15 protein-coding genes and 1 pseudogene are annotated in these 16,337 nt (G+C 60.2%); 12 read left to right on the top strand and 4 right to left on the bottom strand.

Annotated features, from left to right (window positions below; genetic code table 11):
• Positions 1-50: 50 nt before the first annotated feature.
• A complete protein-coding gene (locus FRT59_RS22965) occupies positions 51-506 on the top strand; it encodes a DUF721 domain-containing protein (protein WP_034115784.1) in 456 nt (151 codons plus the stop codon).
• A gap of 4 nt (positions 507-510) precedes the next feature.
• Here the strand turns inward: FRT59_RS22965 and FRT59_RS22960 are convergent, their stop codons facing one another.
• Complete coding sequence (locus FRT59_RS22960; protein WP_034115785.1) at positions 511-1,989, bottom strand: helicase HerA-like domain-containing protein; 1,479 nt, start codon at positions 1,987-1,989, stop codon at positions 511-513.
• A gap of 203 nt (positions 1,990-2,192) precedes the next feature.
• Here FRT59_RS22960 and FRT59_RS27595 point away from each other — a divergent pair.
• The 4 genes and pseudogenes from FRT59_RS27595 to gpgD all read left to right on the top strand — a co-directional run.
• Positions 2,193-3,224 (top strand): annotated as a pseudogene (locus FRT59_RS27595) (HAMP domain-containing protein); the annotation flags it as partial.
• A 93-nt stretch (positions 3,225-3,317) separates the two neighbouring features.
• Positions 3,318-4,082 carry a methyl-accepting chemotaxis protein gene (locus FRT59_RS27590; protein WP_411829037.1) on the top strand — a complete coding sequence of 255 codons (765 nt, stop codon included), beginning with the start codon at positions 3,318-3,320 and terminating at the stop codon, positions 4,080-4,082.
• Positions 4,083-4,241: 159 nt separating this feature from the next.
• Positions 4,242-5,363, top strand: coding sequence for an N-acetylglucosaminyl phosphatidylglycerol synthase (gene gpgS / locus FRT59_RS22950; protein WP_153872470.1), 1,122 nt, complete (start codon positions 4,242-4,244; stop codon positions 5,361-5,363).
• Positions 5,356-6,108: an N-acetylglucosaminyl phosphatidylglycerol deacetylase gene (gene gpgD, locus FRT59_RS22945; RefSeq protein WP_153872469.1), complete on the top strand. Its 753-nt coding sequence runs from the start codon at positions 5,356-5,358 to the stop codon at positions 6,106-6,108. Before gpgS ends, gpgD begins: the two co-directional genes overlap by 8 nt.
• 31 nt (positions 6,109-6,139) lie before the next feature.
• Here gpgD and FRT59_RS22940 read toward each other — a convergent pair whose 3' ends face one another.
• Together FRT59_RS22940 and purU are read right to left on the bottom strand one after the other, a co-directional pair.
• Entirely contained in the window at positions 6,140-6,325 is a 186-nt protein-coding gene (locus FRT59_RS22940; RefSeq protein ID WP_034115789.1) for a hypothetical protein, read from the bottom strand.
• 84 nt (positions 6,326-6,409) lie between these two features.
• Entirely contained in the window at positions 6,410-7,258 is an 849-nt protein-coding gene (gene purU / locus FRT59_RS22935) for a formyltetrahydrofolate deformylase (RefSeq protein ID WP_034115790.1), read from the bottom strand.
• A 351-nt stretch (positions 7,259-7,609) separates the two neighbouring features.
• Between purU and mvaT the strand changes: the two genes are divergently transcribed.
• The gene (gene mvaT, locus FRT59_RS22930) at positions 7,610-7,984 is read left to right on the top strand and encodes a histone-like nucleoid-structuring protein MvaT (RefSeq protein WP_005790963.1); all 375 of its coding nucleotides are present in this window, start codon (positions 7,610-7,612) and stop codon (positions 7,982-7,984) included.
• 90 nt (positions 7,985-8,074) lie between these two features.
• On the opposite strand, the gene sbcB is transcribed toward mvaT, so the two are convergent.
• Positions 8,075-9,502, bottom strand: coding sequence for an exodeoxyribonuclease I (sbcB, locus tag FRT59_RS22925; protein ID WP_034115791.1), 1,428 nt, complete (start codon positions 9,500-9,502; stop codon positions 8,075-8,077).
• 167 nt (positions 9,503-9,669) lie between these two features.
• Here sbcB and FRT59_RS22920 point away from each other — a divergent pair, with 167 nt between their 5' ends.
• From FRT59_RS22920 to FRT59_RS22895, 6 genes are read left to right on the top strand one after another with little or no spacing between them, the layout of a single operon-like run.
• On the top strand, positions 9,670-10,362 hold the full coding sequence (locus FRT59_RS22920; protein WP_153872468.1) for an RDD family protein: 693 nt from the start codon (positions 9,670-9,672) through the stop codon (positions 10,360-10,362).
• A complete protein-coding gene (locus FRT59_RS22915) occupies positions 10,359-11,339 on the top strand; it encodes a stage II sporulation protein M (protein WP_153839091.1) in 981 nt (326 codons plus the stop codon). Before FRT59_RS22920 ends, FRT59_RS22915 begins: the two co-directional genes overlap by 4 nt.
• The gene (locus FRT59_RS22910; protein WP_153872467.1) at positions 11,326-12,849 is read left to right on the top strand and encodes a DUF4129 domain-containing protein; all 1,524 of its coding nucleotides are present in this window, start codon (positions 11,326-11,328) and stop codon (positions 12,847-12,849) included. The genes FRT59_RS22915 and FRT59_RS22910 overlap by 14 nt, the downstream gene beginning before the upstream one ends.
• Positions 12,846-14,003, top strand: coding sequence for a DUF4350 domain-containing protein (locus FRT59_RS22905; protein WP_153872466.1), 1,158 nt, complete (start codon positions 12,846-12,848; stop codon positions 14,001-14,003). Before FRT59_RS22910 ends, FRT59_RS22905 begins: the two co-directional genes overlap by 4 nt.
• The gene (locus tag FRT59_RS22900; protein WP_034115796.1) at positions 14,000-14,995 is read left to right on the top strand and encodes an AAA family ATPase; all 996 of its coding nucleotides are present in this window, start codon (positions 14,000-14,002) and stop codon (positions 14,993-14,995) included. Before FRT59_RS22905 ends, FRT59_RS22900 begins: the two co-directional genes overlap by 4 nt.
• A 7-nt stretch (positions 14,996-15,002) precedes the next feature.
• A complete protein-coding gene (locus tag FRT59_RS22895; protein WP_153872465.1) occupies positions 15,003-16,334 on the top strand; it encodes a DUF58 domain-containing protein in 1,332 nt (443 codons plus the stop codon).
• The last annotated feature ends 3 nt before the right edge of the window (positions 16,335-16,337 follow it).

Here is a 16,337-nt window from a genome sequence, read left to right as displayed (position 1 = left end):
ACCGGCGCTTTCTGTTAAGATGACCGCTCTGTTACTTAAGGTGTCCAGACATGGCATTTCGCCCACTTACAGCCCGCGCTCCCGGCGTGTTGCTCCGCGAAGCCAAGCCGTTGAAAGCCATCTTTGGCCATGCGCAACGCTTGGGCCATTTGCAACGCCTGCTTGAAAGCCAGCTGCAACCGGCCGCACGTGAACATTGTCATGTGGCGTCCTGGCGTGAAGGCAATCTGCTATTGATTGTGACCGACGGCCATTGGGCGACCCGCTTGCGTTATCAACAAAAACGCTTGCAGCGGCAACTGATGGTATTTGATGAGTTCGCCAGTTTGACGCGGATTCAGTTCAAGGTGCAGCCGCCCACCGTGCCGCAAGGCGCAGTGGGACATACCATGGACCTGTCGGAAAATGCGGCCGAAACCCTCCAGGCAACGGCCGACGGGATCAGCGACCCGGGCTTGCGCGCGGCACTTGAACGGCTGGCCGCACACGCTAGGCCCAAGCCCTGAATCGCTATTTGCGCTTACTGCCGCCCAGCAACGACCCCAACAAGCCGCGCACCAACTGGCGCCCCATCTGATTCGCGGCCTGCTGCATTGCAGACTTCAACGCCTTGCCGGCCGTGGTTCCCAGGAATGCGCCGGCCTTGTCGGTGAAGCTCGGTTCTTCGGCGGTCGGTGCAGCCTCGCCAGTGGGCCCAAGCTCCTTGCGCGCCATCAGCACCTCATAGGCCGACTCACGATCAACCGGCTTGTCATAACGCCCCAGCAGCGGCGAACTGGCGACCAGTGCCGCGCGCTCGGCTTCGCTGAGCGGGCCGATCCGCGATTGCGGGGGTGCGACCAATACGCGCTGGACGACTTCTGGCGTACCTTTTTCCTGCAAGGTCCCCACCAACGCCTCACCGGTGCCCAACTCTGTCAGCACCGACAACGTATCGAACGTCGGGTTGGGCCGGAAACCATCCGCCACCGCCCGCAGGGATTTCTGTTCTTTCGCGGTGAAGGCGCGCAAGCCGTGCTGGATGCGCAGGCCCAGTTGCGCCAGCACTGTGTCGGGCAAGTCGCCCGGCGATTGGGTGACGAAGTACACGCCGACACCTTTGGAACGGATCAGGCGCACCACTTGCTCCAGACGCTCCTGCAAGGCTTTGGGCGTATCGGCGAACAACAAATGCGCCTCGTCGAAAAACAGCGCCAATAGCGGTTTGTCGGCATCGCCGCGTTCCGGCAATTGTTCGAACAACTCCGCCAGCAGCCACAACAGGAAGGTCGCGTACACCTTCGGCGCCTCATGCACCAGGCGGCTGGCGTCCAGCAGGTGGATGCGCCCCCGACCATCGCTGGCAGGCTGCAAAATATCTTCGAGTTGCAGGGCCGGCTCGCCAAACAGGGCTTCGGCGCCCTGCTGCTCCAATACCGCCAGGCGCCGCAACAGCGCCTGGCTGGAGCCGGTGGTCATCAGTGCCGCGTCGTCGCCCAGCAGTTCCGGGTGATAGCGCAGGTGATTGAGCAGCGCCTTGAGGTCCTTGAGGTCCAGCAGCAACAGGCCTTCACGATCGGCCACCTTGAAGGTCGCATAGAGCGCCGATTGCTGGCTGTCGGTCAGTTCCAACAGGCTGCCGAGCAATAACGGGCCCATTTCGCTGATGGTGGTGCGCAACGGATGACCGGACTGCCCGTGGATATCCCACAGGGTGACCGGGTACGCCTGGGCGGTGTAATTCAGGAACGGCATGCCGGCAATCCGTTCGGCCACTTTGCCTTGCGGGTTGGCGGCGGCACCCAGGCCGCAGAGGTCGCCCTTGATGTCGGCGGCGAACACCGCCACGCCAGCATCACTGAAGGCTTCCGCCAGGCGCTGCAAGGTGACGGTCTTGCCGGTGCCCGTAGCGCCAGCGATCAACCCATGACGGTTGGCAAGGCGCATGGACTGGGCGATGGGCTGGCCGCCTGGGCCGGCACCGATAAGCAGTTGTGTGGAGTCAGGCATTTCGTCACCTATGGTTAATCTTTAGTGCCGCGAGGTCGATACAGACGATGTGAACCCCACAAAGACTAAAAAACGGTCAGATAATTCCTAAATGGACCAACGGAGCTATCAGCAGAAATATCACACCTTTTTTGACGCTGCCATTTCGCGCCTCCCAAAAGGACGCGCTTCGGATATTAAGACCTTAGCGGACCCTACAAGCCATGAACAAAAATCTGCGCTTCAGCCACAAAATCCTGCTTGCAGCCTCCCTTATCGTCATCGCCGCCTTCGCGTTGTTTACCCTCTATAACGACTACCTGCAGCGCAACGCGATCCGCGACGACCTCAATAACTACCTGCATGAAATGGGCGATGTCACCGCCAGCAATATCCAGACCTGGCTCACCGGGCGTATCGCGCTGGTGGAAAACGCTGCACAGAACATTGCCATCAACCCTGAACCGTCCGTCGTCGCCAGCCTGCTGGAGCAGAAAGCGCTGACCTCTTCATTTATGGCGACCTACGTCGGTGACAGCCAGGGCACCTTCACCATCCGCCCTGACACCAAGATGCCCGACGGCTTCGATCCGCGTGTTCGCCCCTGGTACAAGGGCGCCCAGGCCAGCAATGGCTCGACCCTGACCGAACCCTATATTGACGCGGCTACCGGCCAACTGATCATCTCTGTCGCCACTCCCAGCACCAAGGCGGGCCAGAATATCGGCGTAGTAGGTGGCGACCTGAGCCTGCAAACCCTGGTGGATAACATTGGCGCGCTGAACTTCGGCGGCATGGGTTATGCGTTCCTGGTCAGTGCCGACGGCAAAGTGTTAGTACACCCGGACAAAGCCCTGGTGATGAAGACCCTGGCAGACGTGTACCCGAAGGACACCCCCAAGATCAGCGCGGACTTCAGCGAAGTGCAAGCCAACGGCAAGGCCAATATCGTGACCTTTACCCCGATCAAGGGTTTGCCGTCAGTTAACTGGTACCTGGGTATTTCGGTGGATAAAGACACATCCTTCGCCATGCTCAGCAAATTCCGCACCTCGGCGGTGATCGCCACGATCATCGCGGTAGTCATCATCATCGCCCTGCTGGGCATGTTGATCCGCGTCTTGCTGCAACCGCTGCACCTGATGACCAAGGCCATGCAGGACATCGCCGACGGCGAGGGCGACCTGACCCGGCGCCTGGTCATCCAGAACAATGATGAGTTCGGCACCTTGGGCAATGCTTTCAACCGTTTCGTCGAGCGTATTCATACCTCGATTCGCGAAGTGTCTTCGGCCACCGAGCAGGTCAATGAAGTGGCCCTGCGGGTAGTCAGCGCCTCCAACTCGTCGATGGTCAATTCGGACGAACAGGCCAACCGCACCAACAGCGTCGCCGCCGCCATCAACCAACTGGGGGCCGCCGCCCAGGAGATCGCCCGTAACGCGGCCCAGGCCTCCAACCAGGCCAGCGATGCGCGGCACTTGGCCGAAGACGGCCAGCAGGTGGTAGAACGCAACATCAAGGCGATGACGCAGTTGTCGAGCATGATCAGCGCATCGAGCAGCAATATCGAAGCACTTAATAGCAAGACGGTGAATATCGGCCAGATCCTTGAAGTGATCACCAGCATTTCCCAGCAAACCAACCTGCTGGCGCTCAACGCGGCTATCGAAGCGGCGCGAGCCGGGGAAGCCGGGCGCGGGTTTGCGGTGGTGGCCGATGAAGTGCGCAACCTCGCCCATCGCACCCAGGAATCGGCACAACAGGTGCAAACGATGATCGAGGAGCTTCAAGTTGGCGCCCGTGACTCGGTGAGTACCATGAGTGAAAGCCAACGTCACAGCCTGGACAGCGTGGAAATCGCCAACCTCGCCGGCGAGCGCTTGAACAGCGTGACCCTGCGAATTGGCGAAATTGACGGCATGAACCAGTCGGTTGCCACTGCCACCGAAGAACAGACCTCGGTGGTGGAGTCGATCAATATGGACATCACCGAGATCAACACCCTCAACCAGGAAGGGGTGGAAAACCTGCAATCGACGCTGCGCGCCTGTTCGGACCTGGAGCAGCAGGCGTCGCGCCTGAAGCAATTGGTGGGTAGCTTCCGGATCTGATAGACAGCATGGCCCCCTCTTCTTAGAGCCGGTACTCGGTCTAAATGTGGGAGGGGGCTTGCCATCATCCTCACCTTGAACGCGCAGCACGACACCAATCCCGATAGAACATCTATCCTTACCTCAGGTCCACGTTAAGGAGAGCAATGGATCGGAGGGATGTTCATCGTGCATATCGCTGACATAACCATGTTCTACGCCCCCGCCAGCGGTGGTGTACGCACTTACCTCGACGCCAAGCACCGGCGCCTGGCGCTCAAGCCTGGGATTCGCCACAGCCTGTTGATCCCCGGCGCACACTTGAGCGAGCAGGACGGCGTCTATAAAGTGCCGGCCCCCGCCCTGCCCTTCGGCAAAGGCTATCGCTTCCCCCTTCGCTTGGCGCCATGGCGAAATGTCCTGCACGATTTACAGCCCGATCTGATCGAAGTCGGCGACCCGTACCTGACCGCCTGGGCGGCGCTGGATGCCCGGCGCCAGTTGGATGTGCCGGTCATTGGCTTTTACCACTCCGACCTGCCGCTGCTGGTGAGCAACCGTATGGGGCCGTGGTTCACCCCTAATGTTGAAGCCTATGTCAGCAAACTCTACGGGAATTTTGACCGCGTGCTGGCGCCTAGCCAGGTGATGGCCGACAAGCTCACCGGGCTTGGGGTAAGAAATGTCTTCGTCCAACCGCTGGGGGTAGACCTGCACACCTTCACCCCCGACGTGCGCGACCCCGGCCTGCGCGCCGAACTGGGAATTGGCGAAGACACCCGGCTGCTGATCTTCGCCGGACGCGGTTCCAAGGAGAAAAACCTGCCGGTACTGCTCAACTGCATGAAGCGCCTCGGGGACGGCTACCACTTGCTGCTGGTGGGCTCGGGGATGCCGGCCAACGTGCCGGATAACGTCACCGTGGTCGATGGGTTCCGCCCGGCCCGGCATGTGGCCCGGCTGATGGCCAGCGCCGATGCCTTGCTGCATGGCGGCGATCAGGAAACCTTCGGCCTGGTGATCCTGGAGGCCATGGCCTGTGGCATCCCGGTGGTCGCCGTCGCGGCCGGGGCATTCACCGAGATTGTCGACGAGCGCTGCGGCCTCCTATGTGCCCCCAATAGCCCCAAGGCGATGGCCGATGCAGTGCGCGAATTGTTCGGTGCCGACAGCCGATGCCTCGGCGCCCAGGCGCGGCGGCATGTCGAACAGCATTACGCGTGGGACACGGTGGTCGATAGTCTGCTGGGGCATTACCAGGCGGTGCTCCGCAGCCATAAACCGATGCTCGCCCATGGCTGAGCGTTCGCTGATGCTGGTGCTGCACGATGTGGCGCCGAGCACTTGGGCCGACTATCGGCCTTTTGTCGAGGCCGTCGACGCGCTGGGCAACGTACCCATTACTTGGCTAGTGGTGCCGGACTTCCATCACCATGACGCCCTGGCCGCCCACAGTGATTTTCGTCGCCTGCTCGACGGCCGTGTGGCCAAGGGCGATGAACTCACCTTGCACGGTTACTACCATTGCGACGACCAACCTCGGCCACGTTCGCCAAAAGAGTGGTTCATGCGGCGCATCTATACCCATGAAGGCGAGTTTTACCAGTTGCCCCAGGCCGAGGCGCTGCAACGGCTTACCGCCGGCATCGAGGTATTCCAGCGCAATGACTGGCCGCTGCAAGGGTTTGTCGCCCCAGCCTGGTTGATGAGCGACGGCACTCGCCAGGCATTGCGCCAGTTGCCACTTGGCTACACCAGCGATCCGCACCATATTTATCGCCTGCCTGACTTCAAGCGCATCGACGCCCCGGGGCTGGTCTGGAGCGCCCGCAGCGCCTGGCGCCGCGGGCTGTCGAAAGTCCTCAGCGACCGGCGTGAGCAACGCTGGCGGACAGCCCCGGTGATCCGACTGGGATTGCACCCAGTGGACATGCGCCACGAGTTTTCCCGTCGTTACTGGCTGCACACCCTGCAACGCCTGCTCAACGCTGGCCGTATGCCGCAGACCAAGGCCGCCTGGCTGGCGATGCAGCCATGGGACGGCTGACTACTCGCGCCCACGGTCGGCAAACCGCTGCTCAAGCGTCTTTTCCAGGGTCGGCAGGTGGCTCGTCCTGCTCCTGCATCTGCTCCCACAAACGGGCCGCCTCGGGAAAATCAGTACCATCCTCGGCGTCCAGCGCCTCAGGGTCGTAGCGACTCAGACAGCCCTCGCCCACTGTAGCGGGCGCCCTGGATGTGGCTTTATCGAGTGGGTCGGTCATGGGTGTGTCCTGAAGTCGGGATAAAAAAAGGGCCTGGAGAGTTGTACCTCCAGGCCCCTGTTTCTTTCAATCAATACCGATTGATCAAAAGACTACCGTCTTGTTGCCGTGCACCAACACGCGATCTTCCAGGTGATAACGCAGGCCACGAGCCAGCACCATCTTCTCGACGTCACGGCCGAAACGCACCATGTCTTCAATACTGTCGCTGTGGCTGACGCGCACGACGTCCTGCTCGATGATCGGGCCGGCGTCCAGCTCTTCGGTGACGTAGTGGCAAGTCGCGCCAATCAACTTCACGCCGCGCAGGGACGCTTGGTGGTACGGCTTGGCCCCGACAAACGAAGGCAAGAAACTGTGGTGGATATTGATCACCTTGCCGGCGTACTCGCGGCACAGCTCCGGCGGCAGGATCTGCATGTAGCGCGCCAGCACCACCACGTCAGCCTCGTGTTGCTTGACCAGGCGCGACACCTCGGCGAACGCCGGCTCCTTGTCCTGCGGGTTGACCGGCACGTGGTAGTACGGGATGCCGTGCCATTCGACCATGCTGCGCAGGTCGTCATGGTTGGAGATCACGCAGGCGATCTCACAGTCCAGTTCATCGCTGTGCCAACGATGCAGCAGGTCTGCCAGGCAGTGGGACTCACGGCTGGCCATTAGCACGACACGTTTCTTCTGCTCCGTGTCGGTGATGTGCCAGCTCATCGAAAACTCTTCGGCGATAGGCGCAAACGCCTCGCGGAAAGCCTCCAGGCCAAAGGGCAGCGTATCGGCACGAATTTCGTGACGCATGAAAAACCAACCGCTGAGATCGTCCGAGTGATGGCTCGCCTCGGTGATCCAGCCATTGTGGGAAGCCAGAAAGTTACTGACCTTGGCAACGATGCCAACCCGGTCCGGGCAAGCAATCACCAGCCGAAAAGTGCGCATTAGGGGGAAACTCCAGAACTTCGCAAAGGCCGCTATTCTAGCGATTGCGCAGAAAAACTGCAGTATTCCTTGCGGCTTATTCTGATGCCTGCTCAATGCAACACCCCTTGATAGCGTAAGGTTTTACCATCGCCATATGACCGTACAAAGGCAAGCTCAGGCAGTTGGCGAAAAAAATAACGCGATTATCTTTAAGCATAGCGCCTACTAATTAACTCGTTTGCATAGCGTCGCCACAAACAATCAATGTAATTCACATAAATACCGTCTTAATTGTTTACTTGATGAAATTGCCTGACTATTATTAGGCCACTCACCCTGTCAATCAGCGTTCTACATAAGGTAGTCCACATGTCTCTGATCAACGAATACCGCGCCACCGAAGAAGCTATCAAAGAGCTGCAAGCCCGCTTGAAGAACCTGTCCCAAGACGACAAGCTGCAAACCGAGCTGGAATTCGAAGGCAAACTGCGCACCCTGATGGGTGAATACTCCAAATCCCTGCGTGACATCATCGCGCTGCTGGATCCAGAGTCGAAAGTTAAAGCACCGCGCGGCGCTGTGAAAACTACCGGCACCAAGCGTGCTCGCAAGGTCAAGCAATACAAAAACCCACACAACGGCGAAGTGATTGAAACCAAAGGTGGCAACCACAAAACTCTGAAAGAGTGGAAAGCCAAGTGGGGCGGTGACGTGGTTGAAGGCTGGGCTACCCTGCTGGGCTAAGCCTGGTCGGACGTTAACCCGATACGCTACACATAAAAAACGCCAGCTTGCTGGCGTTTTTTATTGTCTGGATATTCTACAGTTATCCGCTTACAGATTCAGGCGAGCGGCTAAAGAGTCCGCATAGTCCTGCCACTGGTCCAGCACCTGGCACTGAAACGATGTAGCACTAACCGCCAACTCCTCACGCGCTTGCTTAAATGCCAACAAGGTATTCGGTGCTCCCCACTGCGGGTCCGACAAACGTTGCTGACAGAAAAGTTTCCAGCGCTGTTGCTCCTCATTGTTCAAGGTTTCAGGAAAGTTACGCGCGCGGTAGCGAAATAATAATTCCGGCAAACGATGATCATCGAATGGCCACTGCTGACGCGCTAAATGCGCAGGCTCTGCCATGCGAACTTGTTCACATAAACGGCGATCGCGATCGCCAATAAAACCATCGTAGAGCTGCTGCTCCGGGTCTGCGTTCGCCGCAAAGTCTTCCTCGGCGTAAATGGCCGCCAACTTCCCACGCAAAACTTCCTGTGCGTCAGTTAGCCGCAGTGCTCGCGCCTGATAAGTGTCCATATCCAATTGCAGTCGCTCGCGGTCTTGCAAGCGCAGTACCTTTAAAGGAGCTACCACAGGGCAGCGGTTGATATGCAACAACTTGAGAGGGACGGGCAGCTCACCTTCCGCCAACTCATCACGGCGCGTGTAAAGGCGCTCGCGCAGGGTCGCGGCATCCAGCTCCAACAACCCCTGAGGGTCGAGCCCCAGGTCGCAGACGATCAAGGCATTGCGATTGCGCGGGTGCCAAGCCAGAGGCAGTACCACGCCCAGATAATGGCGCTCGGCGGAAAAACGCCCGGAGATATGCACCATCGGTTGCAACAACCGCACCTGATCCATGACCCGCTGCTTGCTACGCAGTTGAAACAGCCATTCATACAGCTTGGGCTGCTTTTCACGGACCAATCGCGCCAGAGCGATGGTTGCGCGTACATCAGAAAGCGCATCGTGGGCCTGGCCGTGATCAATGCCATTGGCTTCGGTCAGCCGCTCCAGCTTGAGCGTCACGCGCCCGTCTTGCTCAGGCCAGGTAATCCCCTCCGGCCGCAGGGCGTAGGCAGTACGCATCACATCGATCAAGTCCCAGCGACTGTTGCCGCCCTGCCACTCCCGGGCATAAGGGTCGAAAAAGTTGCGGTACAGGCTGTAACGCGTCATTTCATCGTCAAACCGCAGGGTGTTGTAACCGGCGCCGCAGGTGCCTGGCGCGGCCAGTTCGGCGTGCACCCGAGTCATGAAGTCGGCTTCGACGAGGCCCTTCTGCGCGAGAACACCCGGGGTAATTCCCGTAATCGCACACGCGGCTGGATGGGGCAGAATATCGTCGCTGGGCTGGCAATAAAGATTGATCGGCGCCCCCACCTCGTTGAGTTCGAGGTCGGTACGGATACCGGCTACCTGGAGCGGGCGATCGTTGCGTGGGTTGATGCCGGTGGTTTCATAGTCGTACCAGAAAATCGAGGTCACGGGCTATTCCTGTGCTGAAGACCGATAAAGTCTAGGCGCTGCAAGGTATTCGGGGCCAGCGATACCTTAACTGTATAAATATCCAGCAAAACCTCGAGTGGTTGCTTCCAGCGTCGACACTGCTAGCATCCGTGTCTCTTAGTCGCCTCGCAGTGCAAAGGATCGCAATGGCATCAACCCCTTTGGATACCCACTACCAGATCGAGACCCCGGAAGGTATCGACCTGCCCTTGCGCCCTGCCGGCCTGCCGCCCCGCGCTTTGGCCTTTGCGTTCGACCTGGGCGTGCGTGGGATCATCATGGGCATCCTGCTGGTGCCCTTGGCGCTGCTTGGCAACATTGGAGTCGGGCTGGGTTCGCTGCTGCTGTTCCTGATGAGCTGGTGGTACATGGTGCTATTCGAAGTTCTCAACCAGGGTTGCTCTCCGGGTAAGCAGGTGATGGGCCTGCGAGTGGTACAAGATGACGGCACGCCCATTGGCTGGTCGGCGTCCCTGATCCGCAACCTGCTGCGTTTTGTCGACATGCTGCCTTTTGGTTACTTCCTCGGGGCAATCAGTTGCCTGCAACACCCGCATTTCAAGCGGCTCGGCGACTTGGCCGCCGGTACGCTGGTGATCTACCGCGAACTGCCACTGGTACGCCCTCGAATACCTCAAGCGGCCGCCCTGCGCCTGCCCTTTGCACTGGAGCTGAGCGAGCAGCGGGCCATCCTTGGTTTCGCCGAACGCCAGGCCGAGCTCTCTAACGAACGGGTGCATGAACTGGCCGCGATCCTCGCCGCGCCCCTGCAAGTGTCCCCGGCACGCGCCGTGGAGCAACTCAACGGTGTGGCCCGTGGCTTGTTGGGGCCGACATGAAACAGAGTCTTTTTGAAAGCCGCCACCAGCAACAATGGCAAACCTTCGCCGAACAGCTCAAGCAACTGGAGCAAGGTAAAGCCAAGGCCGCCGACGTCGCTGACTTCCCTCATCAATATCGACGCCTGTGCCAGCACCTGGCCCTGGCCCAGGAACGCGGCTATAGCAGTTACCTGATAGACCCGCTTCAACAACTGGCGCTGCGCGGGCATTCGCAGCTGTATCGCCATCGCAGCCAGCTGGCGGCAGAGGTACTGGCCTTCCTCCTCGCCGACTTCCCGCGCCTGGTACGCGAACAGTGGCGCTTCGTGCTGATCGCCGGCCTGCTGTTCTTTGGCAGCCTGTTAGGTATAGCGCTGCTGGTCTACCTGTTTCCCGACCTGATCTACAGCATCGTCAGCCCCCAGCAGGTGGCCGAGATGCAAAGCATGTACGACCCCGAGGCCAGCCGCCTGGGGCGCGCCGCCGAACGTGCCGCCAGTGAAGACTGGATGATGTTTGGCTACTATGTGATGCACAACATCGGCATCGCCTTCCAGACGTTTGCCGCCGGCCTGCTGTTCGGCCTGGGCAGCGTGTTCTTCCTGATTTTCAATGGCTTGGTCATTGGCGCGGTCTCCGGGCACCTTACCGGCATCGGCTATGGCCAGACCTTTTGGTCATTTGTGGTAGGTCATGGCGCGTTCGAGCTGAGCGCCATCACATTGGCCGGGGCCGCGGGGTTGCAACTGGGCTGGTCGCTGATCGCTCCCGGGCGTCTGACACGCAGCGAGGCCCTGCGCCTGGCGGCCCATAAAAGTGTGCGAATGCTCTGCGGCGTCATGGTGTTCCTGCTGATCGCTGCGTTCATCGAAGCCTACTGGTCCTCCACTACCAGCATCGAACCCTGGATCAAGTACCTGGTAGGCGCCGCACTTTGGCTGCTGGTAGCCGCCTACCTGATCCTTGCAGGACGGACTCCCCATGCGCCTGACTGATTCCAGCGTGGTGATTCGCCCGCGTACCGCCTGGGAAGCCATGGACCTGGGTGTGCTGATGGCCAGGGAACATCGCCTCTTGCTGATGGGCAGTTGGGCGATCGTGAGCCTGCCGGTGTTTATCTTACTTACCCTGCTGCTGTGGGATTACCCGTCGTTAGCCATGTTTTTGTTCTGGTGGCTCAAGCCGGCCTTCGACCGCTTGCCGCTGTACATTCTGTCCAAGGCCCTGTTTGGCGAAACACCCAGCCTCAGGCACGCCGTTCGCCACTGGCCGCGCCTGCTCAAGGGCCAACTGTTCGCCAGCCTGACCTGGCGGCGACTGAGCATGAGCCGCAGCTTTACCTTGCCGGTAAGCCAACTTGAAGGCCTCGATGGTCATGCACGTCAACAGCGACTGGGGATATTGCAGCAACGTAACGCTGGTGCAGCACGCTGGCTGACGACTATCGGCGTACACCTGGAAATCGGCCTGTGGTTCGGCTGCATGGCCCTGTTCTATCTATTCATCCCGCAACAAGTTGAACTGGACTGGGATTGGCAACGGGTAGTATTGGCAACGGGCTCGGATGTGCTATGGCTGGAGCACCTGAGCAATGCTTTCTACGCATTGGTGCTGGTGTTTTGGGAACCCATCTACGTAGCCTGTGGTTTCAGCCTTTACCTCAACCGTCGCACGGTCCTGGAGGCCTGGGACCTGGAGCTGATCTTCCGTCGCTTGCGCCAGCGCCTGAGCGGTGTTGCACCGCTGTTGTTACTGGTCGTCGGCCTGACACTGCTACCGCTCAGCCCATCCGTCATGGCAGATGAAACGACGAGCCATAAGCCACTCAGCACCCAGGCCGCCAGCCAATCCATCAAGGCACTCCTGGAAAAGCCGCCCTTCAAGAACCCGGAAACCGTCACTCGTTATCGGTTTGGCGAAGAGAAGGCGCCGGGTAAAAACGAGGCCCAGGGCGACGGTAAATTACCCGGCTGGATCCAGGTATTACTCGATAACCTCAATAGCAACAATTTCAAAAACGTCGCTAAAACCCTGGAAATACTGCTATGGGGCCTGCTGATTGGCGGGCTTGCGCTCGTGGTGTGGCGCTACCGTGAATGGTTACGCACGTTTGTCAGCCGGCGCCCTCGCCCTCCAGCCAAAACACCCACTCCCGCGCAGTTGTTCGGGCTGGAGCTCGGCGTCGAGACATTGCCCGAAGACATCGCCAGCACCGCCGAACAGCTATGGCCCACCCAGCCACGGGAAGCTCTCGGCCTGCTGTACCGCGGCCTGCTCAGCCGTTTGTTGCATGAGTTCAACCTACCGCTGAAAAAAGCCGATACCGAAGGCCAGGTACTGGAGCTCGTTCAACATTTACAGCAAGCACAGTTGCTGGCGTTCAGCGACGAGCTGACACGCCACTGGCAAAACCTAGCCTATGGTCACCGCCTGCCACCTGCCTGCGCCCAACGAAAGTTGTGCAGCGATTGGCGTGCTCTGTTCAGTAACGGAGCGAGCCAATGAAGCGACCGTTATTGTGGGGGGCGCTGTTACTGGCTTGCCTGCTGGGCGTGGGCGGCTTGTATGCCTGGCACAAGGCAGTTCCCTATGACGAAGTGGTGGATCGCGGGCCATCGCCGGATGCTCGGGCCAACCCCTATCTGGCTGCCGAGCATTTCCTGCGCCAGCAAGGCCTGGCAGTGCAGCATGCCAACGGTCTTGAACGCCTCGTCGACCTGCCTTCCAAGGGCCGTAGCCTGTTGCTGCTGGGGGAACGCAGCAACATGTCCCCACGCCAGGTCGAGCAACTGCTGGAGTGGGCCAAAGCCGGAGGGCACCTGCTGCTGGTCGCCGAGGCATTGTGGGACGAAGAAGCGGGCAAAAGCGGTGACCTGCTGCTTGATCGCCTTGATATCCACCAAGCCTTGAGCGAAAGCTTCGACGAACCGGCGCCACCTCGTAAAAAGCCAGCGCCAGACCTGACCAAACTCTACGTCGACAACGAAACCGCACCGGCGTATTTCAGTTTCGACACCGATTTCAACCTCACCGACCCCAAGCACCTGGCGCAGTTTTCAGCCAACAGCGCCCAGTCCAGCCACCTGATGCAACTGGACCTGGGGCAAGGCCGCGTCACGGTGATCACCGATAGCGACCTGTGGAAAACCCCAGGCATCGGCAAACACGATAACGCCTGGTTGCTGTGGTACCTGAACCAGGGCACCGACGTAACCTTGCTGTTCAACAGCGACGTGGACGATCTGTTTACCCTGTTGATGCGTTATTTCCCCCAAGCCATCGTCGCACTCGCGGCACTGGTTGCCCTGGCACTGTGGCAGGCCGGCATGCGCCAAGGGCCGATACAGGCACCGGCTCCCAAGGCGCGCCGACAGCTACAGGAACACTTGAAGGCCAGCGCCGATTTCCTGCTGCGCCGCAGCGGCCAGGGCACCTTGTTGCAAGCCTTGCAGCACGACATCCTGCGTGCAGCCCGGCGCCGCCATCCAGGCTTTGAACACCTCGACACGGCAGGACAATGGCAGGTGCTGGAACACCTGACGCGACAACCCCCTCATATCATCAGCCAGGCGCTCGGCCCACCTCCACTGAAACGGCTCTCCAGCGCCGACTTCAGCCGACAGGTGGCGTGCCTGCAAACCCTCAGGAATGCCTTATGAGCGACTCTCCAATGGCCACCACCCTGACCACCGAGAACCTTCGACATGCCAGCCAGCAGGCCCAGGCCCTGCGTGTGGAATTGCGCAAGGCAGTGATTGGCCAGGACCAGGTGATTGACGACGTGCTTACCGCCTTGATCGCAGGCGGCCATGTGCTGCTCGAAGGCGTACCTGGCCTTGGCAAAACCTTGCTGGTACGTGCCCTGGCGCGGTGCTTTGGCGGTGATTTCGCACGTATCCAGTTCACCCCGGACCTGATGCCCAGCGATGTGACCGGCCACGCCGTGTACGACCTGCATACCGAGCAGTTCAAACTGCGCAAGGGGCCGCTGTTTACTCACCTGTTGCTGGCTGACGAAATCAACCGCGCCCCCGCCAAGACCCAGGCGGCCCTGCTCGAAGCCATGCAGGAGCGCCAGGTCACCCTTGAAGGCGAGGCACTGCCCATCGGCCAGCCATTCATGGTGCTCGCAACCCAGAACCCCATCGAGCAGGAAGGTACCTACCCATTGCCCGAGGCCGAGTTGGACCGGTTCATGCTCAAGGTCCGCATGGACTACCCCGACGCCCAGCAGGAACTGGACATGGTGCGCGAAGTGACGCGCTCGTCCAGGGCTGACATGCTGGATGTACAGCCGTTACGCACCGTACTGCAAGCCGAGGACGTGGTACTGATGCAGAAAATTGCCAGTGAGCTGCCCCTGGATGAACAGGTCCTCGACTATGCCGTGCGCCTGGCGCGAGCCACCCGCAGTTGGCCAGGGCTGACCATCGGTGCCGGTCCACGTGCCTCCATCGCCCTGGTACGTGGCGCCCGTGCCCGCGCGCTGTTGCGTGGCGCAGAGTTCGTGACGCCAGATGACATCAAGGGCTGCGCCCTGGCAGTGCTGCGTCACCGGGTACGCATCGCGCCGGAACTGGACATCGACGGCTTGGAAGTCGACCAGGTGCTCAAGCAGTTACTCGACCAGATTGCGGCCCCAAGGCAATGACCCCGCCATGAAGCCGACCCGTTTGCTCCTGATCTGGCTGGGTCTACTGCTGGGCCTGAATACCCTGTTGGGCGCCTCGGTGGCGTTGCAGGTCAAAGTGCCGGAAACCTTGCATTCAGTGGCCTGGGGCCTGCTTCTGGCCCTGCTGCTATTGGCGATGCTGGATGCCGCACGCTTGCGCCGCAGGCCCTCGGTGCGGGTACACAGGAAACTGCCCGGCAGCCTGGCGCTGGGGCGTTGGGAAGAAGTCCGCCTGTCGCTGGAGCACAACTACCCACAGCCACTGACCCTGCTGGTGTTCGATCACGTGCCCGATGGCCTGAGTGTGGATAACCTGCCCCATGCCATCCAACTACGCCCCGGCGAACGCGGGGAGCTGGGCTATCGCGTTCGTCCCTTGCGACGCGGGCATTTCAGCTTCAGTCACTGCGAACTGCTGTTGCCCAGCCCATTGGGCCTGTGGTCGGCGCGACGATGGGTTGAAACCCATGATGCCACCCGCGTTTACCCGGATTTCGCCCGCTTATACGGCGCGCAGTTGCTGGGTGTGGATAACTGGCTGAGCCAACTGGGCGTGCGCCAACATCAGCGCCGGGGATTAGGCCTGGAGTTTCATCAACTGCGCGAGTTTCGTGAAGGTGACAGCCTGCGCCAGATCGACTGGAAGGCCACCGCCCGGCAACGCACACCCATTGCCCGGGAATACCAGGATGAACGCGACCAGCAGATCGTGTTCATGCTCGATTGCGGCCAGCGCATGCGCAGCCAGGATGATGAGCTGTCCCATTTCGACCATGCCCTCAATGCCTGCCTGCTGTTGAGCTATGTCGCGTTGCGCCAGGGCGATGCCGTAGGGCTGTGCACGTTCGCCAGCGACACACCGCGCTACCTGAAGCCGGTCAAGGGCACTGGCCAGTTGAACTTCTTGCTCAATGCGGTCTACGACCTGAATACCACTCGAAAAACTGCCGACTACCAGGCTGCCGCCGACCAGTTGCTGGCACGACAAAAACGCCGGGCACTGGTGATCATCGTCACCAACTTGCGGGATGAAGATGATGAAGCGCTGATGACTGCCGTCAAACGTATCGGTCGGCAACACCGGGTACTCGTGGCAAGCCTGCGGGAGGAAGTCCTTGACCGGTTACGCCAAGCTCCCGTGCAGACCTTGCCCGAGGCACTGGCCTATAGTGGCGCCATCGATTATCTCAACACCCGTAATCAGCTCCATGATCGTTTGACCGCCCATGGGCTCTCAGTGCTCGATACGTTGCCGTCGGACCTGGGCGCCACACTGGTGACGCGCTACCTGGGATGGAAAAAAGCCGGTGCGCTCTGAATG

It is taken from the genome of Pseudomonas haemolytica (genome assembly GCF_009659625.1).
In the GTDB taxonomy this organism is placed as follows: domain Bacteria; phylum Pseudomonadota; class Gammaproteobacteria; order Pseudomonadales; family Pseudomonadaceae; genus Aquipseudomonas; species Aquipseudomonas haemolytica.
This window is presented reverse-complemented; position numbering and strand designations above follow the sequence as displayed.